The following is a 17,299-nucleotide window of genomic DNA, read 5'->3' as shown; positions in this document are numbered from 1 at the left end:
CGGTCGCCGCCGGGGAGGGAGCCCTCAGCCGCGGCGGGAGGCCAGCGCCGCCTCGTAGAGCGCGCGGCGGGAGAGCCCGGTGATCTCGGCGACCTCGGCCGACGCCTCCTTGAGCCGCGATCCGGCCTCGACGCGGGCCAGCACGTCGGCCAGCGCGTCCTCGAGCGACGCCTCCCTCGCGGGGGCTCCCTCGACGACCAGGCAGATCTCGCCGCGCAGGCCGTCGGCCGCCCACTCGGCCAGCTCGGCCGCCGTGCCGCGACGGACCTCCTCGAACATCTTGGTGAGCTCGCGGCAGACGACGACGCGCCGCTCCGGGCCCATCGCCTCGACCAGGTCGGCGAGCGCGTCGCCGATCCGGTGCGGGGACTCGAAGAAGACCATGGTGCGCCGGTCGTCGACGAGCGCCCGGAAGGTCGAGACCCGCTCGCCGTGCCGGCGGGGCAGGAACCCCTCGAAGCTGAAGCGGTTTGTCGGGAGCCCGGACACGGCGAGCGCCATGAGCACCGCCGAGGGACCGGGCAGCGCGGTGACCGCGACTCCCGCCGCCACCGCCGCCTCGACCAGGTGGTAGCCCGGGTCCGAGACCGTGGGCATGCCCGCGTCGCTCAGCACGAGCAGGTCCTCCTCGCGGGCCAGCTCCACCAGCTCGGCGGCGCGCTCGCGCTCGTTGTGGTCGTGCAGGGCGTAGAGGGCGGGCCGGTTCTCGACGCCCAGGGCGCGCATCAGCTGGATGGTCACGCGCGTGTCCTCGGCGGCGACGTGGCGGGCGGAGCCCAGCGCCTCCACGAGCCGGCGGGAGGCGTCGCCGAGGTTTCCGATGGGAGTGCCGGCGAGGATGATCATGCCGCCAGTCTCCCAGGCCGGGTCCGGGGCCTCCCGCCGCGGATCGCCGCCGTCCCGGGAGGAGGCGCCCCGTTAGCATGGCCGGGTGACGGACCGACCGCAGCGCGACTTCGACGACCTGCTCCTGGACGCGGCGGGATCGGCGCGCTCGGTCCCGGTGGAGCCCGCCGAGGCGTCCGCACCGCGCGAGCGCCCCCCGCTCCCGGACGTGCCGCGCGGCTCCTGGTTCGACGACCTGCACGCCCGGCTCGCCGCCTCCCCCGCGCGCCGCCGGCTGTACGAGCTCGGACTGCCGCTGCTGGTGGTCGCCCTGGCCGCGGTGCTGCGGCTGTGGAACCTCGGCCACCCGCGCTCGCTCGTGTTCGACGAGACCTTCTACGTGAAGGACGCCTGGACCCTCTGGAACCTCGGGTTCGAGGGCGCCTGGCCCGAGAACCCGGACCCCGGCTTCGCGGCCGGCGACGTGGACACCTTCACGGGGGCGCCGTCCTTCGTGGTGCATCCGCCGCTGGGCAAGTGGATCATCGGGCTCGGGATGGGCGTGTTCGGCGCGGACGACAGCGTCGGCTGGCGCGTCGCGACCGCCGTCGTGGGGATCCTCGCCGTCGCGCTGGTGATCGTGATCGGCCGCCTCCTGTTCCGCTCCACCCTCCTCTCCTCCTTCGCGGGGCTGATGCTCGCGCTCGACGGCCACGCGATCGTGATGTCGCGGGTGTCGCTCCTGGACGGGATCCTGATGTTCGTCGCGCTCTGCGGGGTCGCGGCGGTGCTGCTGGACCGGCGCTGGGCCGAGCTGCAGCTGGCGCGGAAGGTGGCGGCGGGAGCGCTGCCGAGCTGGGGGCCGGTCCTGTGGTGGCGGCCCTGGCTGCTCGCGGCCGGCGTGCTCTTCGGCCTGGCCGCGGGCGTGAAGTGGACGGGCGTCTACTTCCTCGCGGCGTACGGCGTGTACGCGGTGGTCGTCGACGCGCTGATGCGGCGCCGCGCGGGCGTGCCGTTCTGGGGCAGCGGCGCGATCCTCAAGCAGGGTCCGGTCACCTTCCTCCTGGTCGTGCCGATCGCCCTGATCGCCTACCTCGTCACCTGGACGGGCTGGCTGCGCACCTCCGGCGGATGGGCCCGGCAGTGGGCGTCGGAGGCCCCCGGCAACGCCTGGACCGGGGCTCTGGCGTGGGTGCCGGACTGGGCGCAGAGCCTCTGGCATTACCACGTGCAGATGTACGACTACTCGATCAACCTGCGGGCCTCGCACCCCTACGAGGCGAACCCGCTCACCTGGCTGCTCATGCTCCGACCGACCAGCATGTACTTCGTCGACCAGGCGACGGGCGTCGACGGCTGCACCGCCGCACGCTGCGACGAGGCGATCACCTCGGTCGCCAATCCGCTCATCTGGTACGCCGGGGTCCTGGCGCTGGTGTACCTCCTCTACCGGCTCGCGCGGTACCGGGAGTGGCGCGCCGGCTTCGTGCTGATGGGGATCGTCGCGGGCTACCTGCCGTGGCTTCTCTACCTCGACCGCACGGTGTTCCAGTTCTACTGCGTCGTCTTCGAGCCCTACATGATGCTGGCGCTGGCGCTGACGGCCGGGATCGTGATCGGGAGTCCGGGCGACGAGCGGAGGCGGCGCACCCGGGGCGTCCTCGTGGTGCTCGTCTTCGCGGTGGCGGCGGCGGCGCTGACGGCCTACTTCCTGCCGCTCTGGATCGGCGCGCAGACGTCCTTCCCCTTCTGGCAGGCCCACATGTGGCTGCCCTCGTGGGTCTGATCCGGCGGCTGGGCCCGGGAGTCGCGGCCTGCGCCGTCTCGGCGGTGATCGCGGCCCTGCTGCACGCGACGGTGCCGGCAGTGCCGATGCTGACCGCGGCGGTCGCGCTCGGGATCCTCGTGGCGCAGCTGCCCGCGGCGCGCCCCCTGCTGAGCGGGGCGCTGGCGCCGGGCCTGAAGTTCTCGTCCCGCTCGCTGATGCGCGCCGGCATCGTCCTGCTCGGGCTGAAGCTCTCTCTGATCGATATCGCTGCGCTGGGCTGGGGCGCGATCCTGGTCGTGGTCGGGATCGTCCTGGCCACCTTCGGCCTGACCTGGGCGCTGGGCCGGGCGCTCCGGCTGCCCGGGCAGGAGCCGCTGCTGCTCGCGGCGGGCTTCTCGATCTGCGGGGCCTCGGCGATCGGCGCGATGGCCGGAGCGACCCGGGCGAAGGAGCAGGAGCAGGCGACGCCGGTCGCGCTGGTGACGCTCTGCGGCACGCTCGCGATCGCAGTGCTCCCCGCCCTGCAGCAGCCGCTCGGGCTCTCCGACGTGCAGTTCGGGCACTGGGTCGGCGCCTCGGTGCACGACGTGGGCCAGGTCGTGGCGACGGCCCAGGTGGCGGGAGCGTCGGCGCTGGCCGTGGCGGTCGTCGTGAAGCTCACCCGAGTGGTCATGCTGGCGCCGATGGTCGCGGTGGCGGCGGCGGTCACGAGGCGCCGAGGCGGGACCGGCGGGACGCGCCCCGCGATCGTGCCGCTGTTCGTGGTCGGGTTCCTCGCCGCGGTGCTGCTGCGCACGCTCCTCCCCCTGCCGGAGGGACTGCTCGCCGCCGCCGACACCGCGCAGACCTGGCTCCTCGCCGCGGCCCTCTTCGCGCTCGGCAGCGCCGTCCGGGTGCGCGCGCTCGTGACGACGGGGTGGCGTGCTCTCCTCGTCGCCCTGGTGTCGTGGGCGGCGATCGCGGCGATGGGACTGGCCGCGGTGCAGCTGGCACTCTGATCGGCGCTCCGATCCGCTCGACCGCTCTGTCGCGCACGGTCGCTCTGCACTGCGGGGCCGCTCTGTTACGCGATGCGTCGCTCCGGCGCGGCGGTGTCGGCGGCTCCCGCTAGCGTCGATCGCATGGCAGATCGTGAGTACGGCTTCAAGACGCGTGCGATCCACGCGGGCAACATCCCCGACGCGGTGACGGGCGCCCGCGCTCTGCCGATCTACCAGACCAGCGCCTTCGTCTTCGACGACACCTCCGACGCCGCGGCCCGCTTCGCGCTGCAGAAGTACGGCAACGTCTACTCGCGCCTGTCGAACCCCACGGTCGCCTCCTTCGAGGAGCGCGTCGCGAGCCTCGAGGGCGGCCTCGGCGCCGTCGCCACGGCCTCCGGGCTCTCGGCGCAGTTCATCACCTTCGCGGCGCTCGTCGGCGCGGGCGACCACGTGGTGTCCTCCGCCAACCTCTACGGCGGATCGATCACCCAGCTCGACGTCACGCTCCGCCGCTTCGGAGTGGACACCACCTTCGTCCGCTCGAGCGACCCGGCCGACTACGCGGCGGCGATCACCGAGAAGACCAGGGTGCTCTACGCCGAGACGATCGCGAACCCCTCCGGCGAGATCGCCGACATCGAGGGCCTCGCCGCGGTCGCCCACGCCGCCGGCATCCCGCTCGTCATCGACTCCACGGTGGCCACTCCCTACCTCGTCCGCCCGATCGAGTGGGGCGCCGACATCGTCATCCACTCGGCCACCAAGTTCCTCGGCGGACACGGCACCACGCTCGGCGGCGTCGTCGTCGAGTCGGGGCGCTTCCACTACTCCCCCGAGAAGTTCCCGCTGCTGCACGACCCGGTGGCCTCCTACGGGGACCTGTCGTGGGACGGCAACTTCGGGGAGTACGGCTTCCTCACGCGCCTGCGCGCGGAGCAGCTGCGCGACATCGGGCCGGTCCTCGCTCCGCACTCCGCGTTCCTGCTCGCCCAGGGCGTCGAGACGCTGCCGTACCGGATCCAGGCGCACGTCGACAACGCGCGCCGCGTCGCCGAATGGCTCGACGCCGACCCCCGGATCGAGGCCGTCTACTGGGCCGGGCTCCCCGCGCACCCGCACCACGACCGCGCGCAGAAGTACCTGCCGAAGGGACCGGGCTCGGTCTTCAGCTTCGTGGTCAAGGGCGGCCGCGCCGTCGGCCAGACCTTCATCGAATCGGTCGACCTCGCCAGCCACCTCGCCAACATCGGCGACGCGAAGACGCTGGTGATCCACCCCGCCTCGACCACCCACGCCCAGCTCACCGAGGACCAGCTCCTCCACGCGGGCGTCCTCCCCGGACTCGTCCGCCTCTCCGTCGGCATCGAGGACGCGGACGACATCATCTACGATCTCGACCAGGCGCTCGCCCGCGCGGTCGAGGAGCACGGCACCCCCGACGCTCCGACCGAGCTCCCCGAGGACACGACCACCACCCTGCACACCCCGGCCGTGGAGGTCTGAGCATGAGCACCACCGACACCGCCGACACGGTCGTCCAGCTGTCCAACGGGCTGAGCTGCTCGGTCCCGGCGAACTCGCCGCTGGCGAAGATGCTGCGCTCGCAGCGCACCTGGGTGGGCCCCGACGCCCGCAGGCGACTCGACATCCTCCGCCGCGCGAAGACCGTGGCGATCGTCGGCGCCTCGCCGAACCCGGCCCGCTCCTCCTACTTCGTCGCCACCTACCTGCAGCAGTCGAGCGACTACGAGCTCTACTTCGTGAACCCGAACGCCACCGAGATCCTGGGGCAGCCGGTCTACCGCAGTCTCGCCGAGCTCCCGGTCGTGCCCGACATCGTCGACGTGTTCCGCAAGGCGAGCGACATCCCCGCCGTGATCGACGACGTCCTCGCCGTCGGCGCGCCCACGGTCTGGGTCCAGCTGGGGATCTGGAACCAGGAGGCGGCCGAGTACGGCGAGTCGAAGGGCCTGACCGTCGTGATGGACCGCTGCATCAAGGTCGAGCACGCCCGCTTCCACGGCGGCCTGCACCTGCTCGGCTTCGACACCGGCCAGATCTCGGCGCGCAAGACGCTGCGCTGACCCGCTACGCTCCGCGAGATGCCACTTGTGCACGCCTCCCGCGGCGTGTCGCGTGCTGAAGTGGCATCTCGCGGTGGGGGTCGGCCTCCTTCTCGATAACGGGATGGAGGCGGGCCGGATCTCCAGGGCGCCTGAAGCGCTCTGGGCGCGACTCTCACGCTCGGCCCGAGTGGGCCCGGCCACAGCGATGTCGTGCACGGCGAACAGTGACCCGCACGGCACCCGGAGAAGGGCGGGCATCCGGGAAGGTGCCCGCCCTCCCACCGTCCGCGGACGGGCGTACGCTCGACGGATGAGCGCCTACGTCTCCGTCCTCGACCTGTTCAGCGTGGGGATCGGCCCGTCCAGCTCGCACACCGTCGGACCGATGCGCGCAGCCCTCGCCCTCGCCGAGCGGATCCGCGACGCCGGGCTCCTCGGCCGCGTGAGCCGGGTGGGGTGCACCCTCTACGGCTCGCTCGGCTCCACCGGGATCGGCCACGGCACCCCCGACGCGGTGGTCGCCGGTCTCGCCGGCCTGGACCCCGAGACGTGCGACCCGGCGCTGGTGCGCGGGGCCTGGCAGCGCCTCGGCACCGAGGGGACGATCCTGCTCGCCGGCGAGCAGCAGCTCGCGATGACGCGCGACGACATCGCCTTCGAGTCGCGCACGAGACTGCCGGAGCACCCGAACGCCCTCACCTTCAGCGTCTGGGTCGGCGACGACGCGCTGCCGGTGCGGGAGGAGACCTACTACTCGATCGGCGGCGGCTTCATCCGTCGCGCGGGCGAGCGCGCCGAGCTGGCGGCCCTGGCCCCGCACCCCTACCCCTTCGTCTCCGGGCTCGACCTGCTGGCGACCTGCGACCGGACCCGCTCCGGCATCGCCGAGATCGCCGCCGCGAACGAGCGCGCTCTGCACCCCGGGGTCGACATCGACGGCCGCCTCGACGCGATCTGGGACGCCATGGCCGCCTGCGTCGAGCACGGCCTGGCGACCGACGGCGTGCTGCCGGGCGGCCTGGGCGTCCGCCGCCGCGCCTCGGTGCTGCGCGAGCGGCTCGAGGCCTTCGAGGAGGACCCGCTCGACCGCGCCCGCGCGACCTCCGTGGAGTGGCTGCACGCCTTCGCCCTCGCGGTGAACGAGGAGAACGCCGCAGGCGGGCGCGTCGTGACGGCTCCGACGAACGGAGCGGCGGGCATCATCCCCGCCGTCGGGCACTACTACCTCCGCTTCGTCCCGGGCGCCGACCGCGCGGGGCTGCGCCGCTTCCTCCTCACCGCCACCGCGATCGGCTCGCTCTGCAAGACGAACGCCTCGATCTCCGGTGCGGAGGCGGGCTGCCAGGGCGAGGTCGGCTCGGCCTGCGCGATGGCCGCCGGAGCGCTCTGCGCGGTGCTCGGCGGCAGTCCGCGCCAGGTCGAGAACGCGGCCGAGATCGCGATGGAGCACCACCTCGGACTGACCTGCGACCCGGTCGGCGGCCTCGTGCAGATCCCCTGCATCGAGCGGAACGCGATCGCCTCCTCCACCGCCGTGAGCGCGGCCCGCCTCGCGCTGCACGGCGACGGCGACCACCGCGTGTCGCTCGACGCGGTCATCGAGACGATGCGCCAGACCGGCATCGACATGTCGTCGAAGTACAAGGAGACGAGCGAGGGCGGCCTCGCGGTCAACGTCATCGAGTGCTGAGCGCCCGGCGGCGTCCGTGACCGTGCGTGACGCACGGGGGCGCGCCTGTCGGCGGTCGCGCCTACCGTGGGGCGGGTGAGCACCTCCTCCGCCCCGTACCTCGCCCGGCCGATCGTCTCGACCCAGTGGCTCGCCGACCAGCTCGGCCGCGAGCACCTCGTCGTCGTCGACGCCAGCGTGCTGCTCGTGCCCGGCTTCGACGGGCGGCCCGGCTACCTCAGCGGCGACGAGCAGTACCTCCTCGAGGGGCATGTCCCCGGCGCCGTGTTCGGCGACCTGCTCGAGCAGCTATCGGATCCGGCGGCTCCCCTGCCCTTCACCCGGCTCGACCCGGAGCGCTTCGCCGCCGCGACCGCCGCGCTCGGCATCGACGACGACTCGGTGGTCGTCGTGTACGACTCCGCGGTCGGCCAGTGGGCCTCGCGCGTGTGGTGGCTGCTGCGCTCGGCCGGGCACGACGCCGTCGCGGTGCTCGACGGCGGGCTCCCGGCCTGGCGGCGGGAGGAGCGCCCGATCGAGACGGGGCACGTCGAGCCCGCGGTGAGCGGAGGCATCAGCGTGCGCGAGGAGCGGCCGCTCTGGATCGACAAGGCCGGCGTCGAGAGGGTCGTGCGCGGCGAGGCTCCCGGGGCGCTGGTCTGCGCGGTCCCGCCGAGGGAGTTCACCGGGGAGGAGGGGCGCCGCCCCCGCCTCGGACACCTGCCGGGCTCGCGGAGCGTCCCCGCCGGGCGGCTCGTCGACCGCGCCGACAACACGCTCCTGCCGCCGGAGCGGCTGCGGTCGCTGTTCGGAGACGCTCTCCAGGCCGAGCGGATCGTCCTCTACTGCGGCGGCGGGATCGCCGCGACGGCCGATGCGCTCGCACTGGCGGTGCTCGGAGTCCACACGGCGGTCGTCTACGACGGCTCGCTCAACGAGTGGGCCGCCGACCCCCAGGCGCCGCTGGTGGTCACGGCCGCGTGAGCAGCTCCTCCGGGAGGCGGGTCGTCGGCAGGGCGCAGACGAAGGCCTCGCAGGAGTAGGCGGTCGGCAGCCCCTCCCGCGAGATCCGCCCCTCGAACAGCTCGAAGCCCGCGTCCGCCCAGTCCCGGGCGCCCTCGTCGGACACGCCGACCAGCACGCCGATCCCGGCGGACCGCGCGCCCTGCACCGCCTCCGCCGCGCCGGGGCCCACGACGACCAGCTGCCGCACCGGGCGAGCCAGCCGCGAAGCGAGCCCGAGCACGGCGCCGAAGCCCATCGGCTGCCGGACCGCGCCCGGAGCGATCGAGGCGACGACCGCCTCGGCCGCCTCCCGGTAGCGCTGCGATCCGGTGAGCAGGTACAGCTCGTGCGCCGCGTCCGCCGTCGCCGACAGGCCGGAGGGGTAGGCGCCCTCGGAGGGATCGGCCGCGAGCAGGAGTCCCCGCGCGGTCAGCGCCGGGTCTCCTCCCCCGGGCAGCGCGAACGGCAGCGGGCCGTCGGCCGCGTCGAGCGCGCCGTCGATCAGGGTGCGCGCGACGACCGCGTAGCGCGGACGGCCCTCCGCCACGGCGAGCTCGAGGAGCCCGCCGGCCAGCATCCCGAGGTCCTCCAGCGCCGGGCGGGCCGCGGAGACGGCACCGTCGAGGGAGGCGCGCACCGCGACGCGGCCGTCGACGAGGTGCCGCTGCAGCACCGCGTCCGCCGCGCGCCGGGCGGCGTCGAGCCACTCCTCCCGTCCGAGCACGCGTCCGGCGCGGGCGAGCGCGCGGATCGCCAGGCCGTTCCAGCCGGTGACGACCTTCTCGTCGAGAGCGGGAGGCGCGAGGCGGGACCGGTCCTCGGCGAGGTAGTAGCCGCCCTCCGAGCGCTGGCCGTCGACGATGCTCTCCGAGTCCTGCGCCGATGCGAAGCCGCCGCCCGGCCGCTCGAGAGTGTTCAGGAGGAACGCGGCGACGCCCTCCGCGATCCCGGTCAGCTCCTCCACCCGGGCGCCGTCGTGCCCGAGCAGGACGGCCGCGACGTCGAGCAGCTGCGCGTTGTCGTACAGCATCCGCTCGTAGTGCGGATCGCTCCAGTCGGCCTGCGTCGCGTAGCGGAAGAAGCCCCCGTCGCGGTCGCGGAGCGGGGACGCGGCCAGCGCGAGCAGCGTGCGCTCGGCGAGCGCCGCTCCCGAGGGCCGCGAGGCCAGGAACCCGAGCACGGGGGCCACCGGGAACTTCGGGGCGCCGCCGAAACCGCCGTGCACCCGGTCCTCCTCGTCCTCGAGTGCGCGGACGGCGCCGTCGAGCTCGGCGTCGCCGGGCAGCGCGGAGTCGGCGGGCAGCGCCGCGGTCGCCTCGCGCAGGGCCGCGGCCAGGCCGCCCGCCGTCGCCTGCACCTCGTCGCGCCGCAGCCGCCACGCCTCCGAGACCGCGTCGAGGACGTCCGAGAAGGCGGGCACGCCGCCGACGGCGCGCGGCGGGAAGTAGGTGCCGGCGAAGAAGGTCTCGCCGGCGGGGGTGGCGAAGGCCGTCAGCGGCCAGCCGAGCTGCCGGGTGAACGCGCTCGCGGCCGTCAGGTAGGCCGTGTCGACGTCCGGGTGCTCCTCGCGGTCGACCTTCACCGCGACGAAGTCCGCGTTCAGCCGCGCGGCGAGCACCGGATCCGAGAACGACTCCCGCGCCATCACGTGGCACCAGTGGCAGGTGGAGTAGCCGATCGACACCATCACCGGGACGTCGCGGCGCACCGCCTCGGCGAACGCCTCCTCGCCCCAGGGGAACCAGTCGACCGGATTGTCCGCGTGCGAGCGGAGGTAGGGGCTGACACTGGAGCGCAGACGAACGGCCATGCGCTCCACGCTAGACGCGGGCGGAGCCTGCGGTGAGGGGGTTGCCGCGGGACGGAGGGTCAGGAGGTCCGCGGAGCGCCGACGTCCGCGGGTCTCCCCCGCCGTAGGGCCGCCCGACCGCTCAGCGCTCGAAGAACCAGCCCGACGGCCGCTCCGTGCCGCGCACGACCGTGCCGCCTCCGCCGCTCCCACCGCGACGGCCCACCGCCAGGTAGGCGAGGCTGCCGATGAACGGCGCGATCACGATGAACGCCACCCAGGAGACCTTCGCGACCTTCGAGAGCCTCGGGTTCGACAGCACGCCCCGGATCGCGAAGAGCAGCAGCACGATGTTCAGCACGACCAGCAGGGACTGCGGATTCATCGGGGTGCTCCACGGGATCGTGCGCCGCGGTCGACCGGCGCCGGAGCGCCCGACCGGGCAGGGTGGCCCGCGATGTTTCACGAGACAGGGCATTGTCGCACGCGGCGTAGGATGGAGGGCTCATGTCAGACGTGCTCAGCATCCGCTACCCGCCCGAACTCCCCGTGTCGGCGCGGCGCGAGGACATCGCCGCCGCGATCCGCGACCACCAGGTCGTCATCGTCGCCGGCGCGACCGGATCGGGCAAGACGACCCAGCTGCCGAAGATCTGCCTGGAGCTCGGCCGCGAGAGCATCGCGCACACGCAGCCCCGGCGCATCGCCGCGCGCACCATCGCCGAGCGCATCGCGGAGGAGCTCGACGACGAGGTCGGCGGGCTGGTCGGCTACCAGGTCCGGTTCACCGACAAGGCGTCCGCCTCGACGCGGATCAAGCTGATGACCGACGGCATCCTGCTCAACGAGATGAACCACGACCGGATGCTCAGCCGGTACGACACGATCATCATCGACGAGGCGCACGAGCGCAGCCTCAACATCGACTTCCTCCTGGGCTACCTGCACCGCCTGCTGCCGCAGCGCCCCGACCTGAAGGTGATCATCACCTCGGCGACGATCGACCCGCAGAGCTTCGCGGCCCACTTCGCCGACGCCGCCGGCGAGCCCGCGCCGATCATCGAGGTCTCCGGCCGCACCTACCCGGTCGAGATCCGCTACCGCCCGCTGGTCGCCGAGGAGCCGGAGGAGGACGACGACACCGACGTCCCCGACGCGACGAGCGGCAGCCGCGACCTGATGACCGGCATCGCCGACGCCCTGGCCGAGCTGGCGCGCGAGGATCCGGGCGACGTCCTGGTGTTCCTCTCGGGCGAGAACGAGATCCGCGACGCCGAGGACGCCATCCGGGGCCGGAATCTGCCGGGCACCGAGGTGCTCCCCCTTTACGGGCGCCTGTCGGCGGCCGATCAGCACCGCGTCTTCGAGAAGGGGCGCACCCCCGGCGTCCGCCGCCGCGTCGTGCTCGCGACCAACGTGGCGGAGACGAGCCTCACCGTCCCCGGGATCCGCTACGTGATCGACGGCGGCACGGCCCGCATCTCGCGCTACAGCGCGCGCTCGAAGGTGCAGCGGCTGCCGATCGAGGCGGTGTCGCAGGCCTCCGCGAACCAGCGCTCCGGCCGCTCGGGCCGCACCAGCGCGGGCATCGCGATCCGCCTCTACTCCGAGGAGGACCACCTCCGCCGTCCCGAGTACACCGATCCCGAGATCCTGCGCACGGGCCTGGCCGCGGTCATCCTGCAGATGATCTCGCTCGGACTGGGCGACATCGCCTCGTTCCCGTTCCTCACTCCGCCCGACTCCCGCGGCATCAAGGACGGCCTCGACCTGCTCACGGAGCTCGGCGCCCTCCGCGTCCCCGGCTCCCCCTCCGCCGCCTCCGCTGCTCCACGGGATGCCGCTCCGGTGCGCGGCACGCCGCCGAGCGCGCACTCGAGTGGCATCCCGCGCAAGGGGGCGGAGGCCGCGCCGCAGCTCACGCGCATCGGGCGCGACCTCGCGCGGCTCCCCATCGATCCGCGCTTCGGCCGGATGGTGATCGAGTCGCGCCGCCACGGCGTCAGCCGCGAGGTGATGGCGATCGTCGCGGGCCTCACGATCCAGGACGTCCGCGAGCGCCCGCTCGAGCGCCGCGCGCAGGCCGACCAGCAGCACGCGCGGTTCGTCGATCCCACCAGCGACTTCCTCACCCTGCTGAACCTCTGGAACTACGTGGAGGAGAAGCAGGAGGAGCTCTCCTCGAGCGCCTTCCGGCGCCTGTGCAAGGCCGAGTACCTCAACTACCTGCGCGTGCGCGAGTGGCAGGACGTGTTCCGCCAGCTGCGCCAGCTCGCGCGCCCCCTCAAGCTCGAGCTGGGCGAGCCGAAGGTCGACCCCGACGGGATCCACCGGAGCCTCCTGGCCGGCCTGCTCTCGCACCTGGGCATCAAGGACACCACCTCGCAGCAGGCGCAGCGCGCGGCGAAGAGCCGCGAGCGCCAGAACGTGCAGTACATCGGCGCCCGCAACGCGAAGTTCTCGATCTTCCCCGGCAGCGCCCTGGCCAAGAAGCTCCCCGACGCGGTGATGAGCGCCGAGCTGGTCGAGACCAGCCGCCTCTTCGCCCGCTCGAACGCCGCGATCGATCCGGCCTGGGCCGAGGCGATCGCGGGCGACCTCGTGAAGCGGCAGTTCAGCGAGCCGCACTGGGAGAAGTCGCAGGGCGCGGCCGTCGCCTACGAGAAGGTCACGCTCTACGGCGTGCCGATCATCGCCCGCCGCCGCGTCCAGTTCTCGCGGATCGACGCCTCGTACGCCCGCGAGCTGTTCATCCGGCACGCCCTCGTCGAGGGCGAGTGGGAGTCGCGCCACGCCTTCGACCGCAAGAACCGGGCCCTGCGGGCCGAGCTCGAGCGGCTGGAGGAGCGCACGCGCCGTCGCGACCTGCTCGTCGACGACGAGGCCGTGTTCGACTTCTACGACCGCCGGCTCCCCCGCGACATCACCTCGGTGCGCTCGTTCGACTCCTGGTGGCGGACGACCCAGCACGACGAGCCCGACCTGCTGACGATGACGCAGGAGACGCTCCTCCCCGAGGACGCGGAGCAGATCGACGAGACCGCGTTCCCCACGCAGTGGCGCCAGGCCGACCAGCGCTTCCGCCTCTCGTACCGGTTCGAGCCGGGGACGGAGGAGGACGGAGTGACGGTGCACGTGCCGCTCGCGCTCCTGCCCCGCGTGACGCCCCTCGGCTTCGACTGGCTGGTGCCGGGACTCCGGGCCGAGCTGGTCACCGCGATGATCAAGGCGCTGCCCAAGCACCTGCGCCGGAACGTGGTGCCCGCGAACGACTGGGCGCGCAAGCTCACCGCGTCCCTGCCGCACGACGTGCCGAACCCGCCGACGGAGTCGTTCGCGGCGACCCTGGCCGGAGCGATCCGCCGCAAGGCCGGCGTGGTGGTGCAGCCCGAGGACTTCGACCTCGAGCGCATCCCCTCGCACCTGCGGGTCACCTTCGCCGTCGCCGACGAGCGGGGGCGCACGGTCGCCGCCGGCAAGGAGCTCGCCCCGCTGGCCGAGCGCCTGCGCGGCCGGGTCCGCGACGAGGTCGCCCGCGTGGTCGAGGCCCGGGTCCCCGACGCGCTCGAGCGCCGGGGCCTGAAGACCTGGGACATGCCGGAGCTGCCCCGCGTCACCGACACCCGGCAGGGCGGGAACACCATCCGCGCCTACCCCGCCCTGATCGACGACGGCGACTCGGTCTCGATCCGCCTGCTCGCCACGGCCGAGGACCAGGCGCGCGAGCACCCGAGAGGCGTCCGCCGCCTCCTCCTGCTCGCGACGCCGAGCCCCGTCGCCTACGTGCAGCAGCACCTCACCTCGAACGAGAAGCTCGTGCTCGCGCAGAGCCCGTACCAGAACACCACCGCGCTCTTCACCGACTGCCTGCTCGCCTGCGTCGACGCGGTCCTCTGGCGGATGAAGCCCGACGGGATGCTCTTCCTCCGCGCCGAGTTCGACGCCGTGCGCGACCGGGTCTCGGCGAGCGTCATGGACGCGATGTTCGAGACAGTGAAGACGGTCACGACGATCCTCACCACCGCCCGGGGCGTCGAGAAGGCGCTCAAGGCCTCGACGAGCATGGCGCTCCTGCCCGCTCTCACGGATGCGCGGGAGCAGCTCTCGGGCCTGGTCTACCCGGGCTTCGTCTCGGCGACCGGAGTGGAGCGGCTGCGGCACCTCCCGCGCTACCTCGGCGGGATCACCGAGCGCTTCGGCAAGATCGCCGAGAACGTCGGGCGCGACCGCGTCTGGCTGAACGAGGTGCAGGCGGCCCAGGAGCTCTACCGCTCGGCAGGCGGCGTCGTGCCGCTGCCCGCGCACGCCCCGGAGCGGATCGCGCGCGCCCGCTGGATGATCGAGGAGCTGCGGGTGAGCTTCTTCGCGCAGTCGCTCGGCACCGCCGAGAGCGTGTCGCTGCAGCGGATCCGCAAGGTGCTGGCCGGCTGACGCGCCCCTCCGCCGAGGGAACCGCGACCCGTCGAGGGACCCTCGGGCAGCGGTCTCCCTCGACGAACCGCAGTTCCCTCCGGAGCGCTAGTGTCGTCCGGTGGGCAGCTACACCGATCTCCTGAAGACCCCCGGGGTGGGGCGCATCATCCTCGCGCAGCTGACCGCGCGCTTCCCGTTCGGGATGCTCTCGCTGGCGTTCCTCCTGCACGTGGAGCGGGTGCACCACTCCTACGCCGCCGCCGGCCTGGTGCTCGGCTCGATGTCGATCGGGCAGGCCATCGCCGGGCCGCTGACCAGCCGCCTGATGGGGCGGCTCGGGATGCGCCGCGTGCTGACGATCACCCTCGTGGTCTGCGCGGGCGCGATCATCGCGATGGCCGTGCTCCCGCTCGAGGTGTGGCAGTTCGTCGTGATCGGGTTCATCGCCGGCCTGAGCATGCCGCCGGTGCAGCCGGCCGTGCGGACCATCTACCCCAAGATGGTCACCAGCTCGCAGCTGACCCCGCTCTTCTCGCTCGACGCCTCCGCGCAGGAGATCATCTGGGTGCTCGGCCCGGTGCTGGCGACGCTCGTGTCGATCCAGGTGTCGACGGTCGCGGGCATCCTGACCGCCGCCGCGTTCCTGATCGGCGGCGGGATCTGGTTCATCGCCTCGCCCGAGGTGGGCCGCGTCCGCATCCCGCGCTCGAAGCGCCGCCTCGGCGTGGTGCTCACGAAGCCCCCGGTGCTGCTGGCCACGGTCGTCGGCTTCCTCCTGATCGGCGCCTGCTCGGCGGTCGAGGCGGGCGTCGTCGCGGTGTTCGGCGAGGGCGGAGTCGAGTCGGGCGTCGTGCTCGCCGTGTTCGCGGCGGGGTCCCTGGTCGGCGGCCTCGCCCTCGGCCACATCCCGATCAGCCGGTGGGCGACCGCGCGGCGGATGCTGATCGTCACGGTCGGCATGGGCCTGGCGGCGGTCTCGACCGACTTCTGGTGGCTGTGCGTCACGCTGTTCCTCGCCGGCATCGGCATCGCCCCCGCTCTCGCGGCTCTGTTCGCGATCACCGCCTCGAGCGTGCGCTTCTCGGACACGGCGGAGGCCTACGGCTGGGTCGGCACCGGTCAGCTGATCGGCGCGGCGCTGGGCTCCGCGATCGCCGGCGTGCAGATCGACCAGGCCGGGCCGACCGCCGCCATCGTCGTCGCCGCCGCCTTCGCCCTGGTCGGCTTCCTGGTGCCCCTGCTCGGCCGCCGGTACCACCCGGATCTCCGCGGGCGCGACGCCAGCCCGCTGCCCGACACCGAGCCGGTCACGCTGCCCTCCTAGGCCGCCACCCCGGTTGTCCGGCGCCTGTCGGGCACCCTAGGGTGAAGGCCCACGACGGCGAGGGGGCGGCATGGGACTGCGGGAGGACGCGGAGGAGCTGGTGCGCGAGCACCGGCGCGCCGCCGCCCGGACCGACCTCCTCGACCCCTGGTCCGATCCGGAGACCCCGGAGTGGTGCACCGAGCTCGCCGCCGCGCTCTGGCAGGGGTCCTTCCGCCCGAGTCCCGTCTACTTCCGCCGCGAGGAGTCCTCCCACGCCTGGCGCGGCCCGCACTCGACCCGCCTGCACCACCTCGGCTACGGGTGGCAGCTCACCGCGCACCGCGAGCAGCACGGGGTCGTCGCCTCCGAGACGGCGGTGGTCCTCGAGACGGGCTCCCTCTGGCGGGGTCTCGGCATCGGCCGGCGCCCCGTGCGTGCGCTCCGCGGCCGGCTCGGCGTCGAGGGCCTGCAGGCGGGCCACGACGTGCACTTCGCCGTGCGCGGCATCGACGAGCGCAGCGACGCGGAGCGCGCCGAGCGGCGCCTCCTCTTCGGGGTGGCCGGTCTCGCGGCGCTGATCGAGGACGACGTGCACGTGGGACCGCACGGCGAGCTCGACTGGAGCGTCTGAGGCGCATGCCAGCATGGGAGGCATGAGCGTCCCCCTGATCCCCCTCAACGACGGCCGCGCGATCCCCCAGCTCGGGCTCGGCGTCTACAAGATCGGCGACGAGGAGGCGGCCCGCACGGTCGCCGTCGCCCTGGAGGCCGGCTACCGGCACGTCGACACCGCCACCCTCTACGGCAACGAGCGCGGAGTCGGCGAGGGGATCCGCGCGAGCGGCCTCCCCCGCGAGCAGGTCTTCGTGACGACCAAGGTCTGGAACGACGACCACGGCTTCGACGAGACCCTCGCCGCCTTCGACCGGAGCCTCGAGCTGCTCGGCACCGACTACGTCGACCTCTACCTCGTGCACTGGCCGATCCCCTCGCGCGACCGCTACGTCGACACCTACCGTGCCCTCGAGCGCCTGCAGAGCGAGGGGCGGGCCCGCTCGATCGGCGTCTCGAACTTCGCCGAGGAGCACGTGCAGCGCCTGCTCGACGAGACGGGAGTGGTGCCCGCGATCAACCAGGTCGAGCTGCACCCGCGGCTGCCCCAGGAGGAGCTGCGCGCCTTCGACGCCGCCCACGGGATCGTCACCGAGGCCTGGTCGCCGCTGGCCCGCGGGCGCCTCCTCGACGAGCCGGCCCTGGCCCGCATCGCCGCGAAGCACGGCGTCTCGCCGGCGCAGGCGGTACTGCGCTGGCACGTGCAGCTCGGCGTCGTCGTGATCCCGAAGTCGGTGACGCCGGAGCGGATCCGCGAGAACCTGGACGTCTTCGGCTTCGCCCTCGACGACGAGGACCTCGCCGCGATCGCCGGGCTCGCGACCGGTGAGCGCACCGGCCGCGACCCGCGCTTCGACTGAGGC

The 17,299-nt window shown here is 73.5% G+C and carries 13 protein-coding genes; 10 read left to right on the top strand and 3 right to left on the bottom strand.

Annotated features, from left to right (window positions below; genetic code table 11):
* Positions 1-24: 24 nt before the first annotated feature.
* Positions 25-846: a 16S rRNA (cytidine(1402)-2'-O)-methyltransferase gene (gene rsmI, locus GSU40_RS05230; RefSeq protein WP_160033972.1), complete on the bottom strand. Its 822-nt coding sequence runs from the start codon at positions 844-846 to the stop codon at positions 25-27.
* A gap of 85 nt (positions 847-931) precedes the next feature.
* On the opposite strand from rsmI, the gene GSU40_RS05225 reads away from it, so the two are divergent.
* From GSU40_RS05225 to GSU40_RS05200, 6 genes are all read left to right on the top strand, one after another.
* Entirely contained in the window at positions 932-2,611 is a 1,680-nt protein-coding gene (locus tag GSU40_RS05225) for a phospholipid carrier-dependent glycosyltransferase (RefSeq protein WP_244229604.1), read from the top strand.
* Complete coding sequence (locus tag GSU40_RS05220) at positions 2,602-3,591, top strand: putative sulfate exporter family transporter (protein WP_244229603.1); 990 nt, start codon at positions 2,602-2,604, stop codon at positions 3,589-3,591. Before GSU40_RS05225 ends, GSU40_RS05220 begins: the two co-directional genes overlap by 10 nt.
* 123 nt (positions 3,592-3,714) lie before the next feature.
* Complete coding sequence (locus tag GSU40_RS05215; protein WP_160033968.1) at positions 3,715-5,079, top strand: O-acetylhomoserine aminocarboxypropyltransferase/cysteine synthase family protein; 1,365 nt, start codon at positions 3,715-3,717, stop codon at positions 5,077-5,079.
* Positions 5,080-5,168: 89 nt separating this feature from the next.
* Positions 5,169-5,660, top strand: a complete 492-nt coding sequence (locus GSU40_RS05210) for a CoA-binding protein (protein ID WP_181065523.1) — start codon at positions 5,169-5,171, stop codon at positions 5,658-5,660.
* A gap of 292 nt (positions 5,661-5,952) precedes the next feature.
* A complete protein-coding gene (locus GSU40_RS05205; RefSeq protein ID WP_160033966.1) occupies positions 5,953-7,332 on the top strand; it encodes an L-serine ammonia-lyase in 1,380 nt (459 codons plus the stop codon).
* 75 nt (positions 7,333-7,407) lie between these two features.
* Positions 7,408-8,295 (top strand): rhodanese-like domain-containing protein, encoded by an 888-nt coding sequence (locus GSU40_RS05200; RefSeq protein ID WP_160033964.1) that lies wholly within the window; start codon positions 7,408-7,410, stop codon positions 8,293-8,295.
* Here the strand turns inward: GSU40_RS05200 and GSU40_RS05195 are convergent.
* Positions 8,282-10,126, bottom strand: a complete 1,845-nt coding sequence (locus GSU40_RS05195; protein ID WP_160033962.1) for a DUF255 domain-containing protein — start codon at positions 10,124-10,126, stop codon at positions 8,282-8,284. The genes GSU40_RS05200 and GSU40_RS05195 overlap by 14 nt on opposite strands.
* 121 nt (positions 10,127-10,247) lie before the next feature.
* The gene (locus GSU40_RS05190; protein WP_160033960.1) at positions 10,248-10,490 is read right to left on the bottom strand and encodes a PLDc N-terminal domain-containing protein; all 243 of its coding nucleotides are present in this window, start codon (positions 10,488-10,490) and stop codon (positions 10,248-10,250) included.
* Positions 10,491-10,612: 122 nt separating this feature from the next.
* Between GSU40_RS05190 and hrpA the strand changes: the two genes are divergently transcribed.
* The 4 genes from hrpA (at position 10,613) to GSU40_RS05170 (ending at position 17,296) form a co-directional block, all read left to right on the top strand.
* Positions 10,613-14,536 carry an ATP-dependent RNA helicase HrpA gene (gene hrpA / locus GSU40_RS05185; protein WP_160033958.1) on the top strand — a complete coding sequence of 1,308 codons (3,924 nt, stop codon included), beginning with the start codon at positions 10,613-10,615 and terminating at the stop codon, positions 14,534-14,536.
* Between the two features lie 100 nt (positions 14,537-14,636).
* Positions 14,637-15,842, top strand: coding sequence for an MFS transporter (locus GSU40_RS05180; RefSeq protein ID WP_104226915.1), 1,206 nt, complete (start codon positions 14,637-14,639; stop codon positions 15,840-15,842).
* 70 nt (positions 15,843-15,912) lie between these two features.
* Entirely contained in the window at positions 15,913-16,455 is a 543-nt protein-coding gene (locus GSU40_RS05175; protein WP_104226914.1) for a hypothetical protein, read from the top strand.
* A gap of 22 nt (positions 16,456-16,477) precedes the next feature.
* Entirely contained in the window at positions 16,478-17,296 is an 819-nt protein-coding gene (locus GSU40_RS05170; protein ID WP_104274316.1) for an aldo/keto reductase, read from the top strand.
* The last annotated feature ends 3 nt before the right edge of the window (positions 17,297-17,299 follow it).

It is taken from the genome of Rathayibacter sp. VKM Ac-2805 (assembly GCF_009834265.1).
Lineage (GTDB): Bacteria > Actinomycetota > Actinomycetes > Actinomycetales > Microbacteriaceae > Rathayibacter.
The sequence above is the reverse complement of the archived record's forward strand: the minus strand, read 5'-3'. Positions and strand labels throughout refer to the sequence as shown.

Bases quoted from the DNA above. Each gene is read 5' to 3' on its own strand.
- rsmI (WP_160033972.1), bottom strand. From the start codon at position 846: ATGATCATCCTCGCCGGCACTCCCATCGGAAACCTCGGCGACGCCTCC.
- GSU40_RS05215 (WP_160033968.1), top strand. From the start codon at position 3,715: ATGGCAGATCGTGAGTACGGCTTCAAGACGCGTGCGATCCACGCGGGC.
- GSU40_RS05210 (WP_181065523.1), top strand. From the start codon at position 5,169: ATGCTGCGCTCGCAGCGCACCTGGGTGGGCCCCGACGCCCGCAGGCGA.
- GSU40_RS05205 (WP_160033966.1), top strand. From the start codon at position 5,953: ATGAGCGCCTACGTCTCCGTCCTCGACCTGTTCAGCGTGGGGATCGGC.
- GSU40_RS05195 (WP_160033962.1), bottom strand. From the start codon at position 10,126: ATGGCCGTTCGTCTGCGCTCCAGTGTCAGCCCCTACCTCCGCTCGCAC.
- GSU40_RS05190 (WP_160033960.1), bottom strand. From the start codon at position 10,490: ATGAATCCGCAGTCCCTGCTGGTCGTGCTGAACATCGTGCTGCTGCTC.
- hrpA (WP_160033958.1), top strand. From the start codon at position 10,613: ATGTCAGACGTGCTCAGCATCCGCTACCCGCCCGAACTCCCCGTGTCG.
- GSU40_RS05175 (WP_104226914.1), top strand. From the start codon at position 15,913: ATGGGACTGCGGGAGGACGCGGAGGAGCTGGTGCGCGAGCACCGGCGC.
- GSU40_RS05170 (WP_104274316.1), top strand. From the start codon at position 16,478: ATGAGCGTCCCCCTGATCCCCCTCAACGACGGCCGCGCGATCCCCCAG.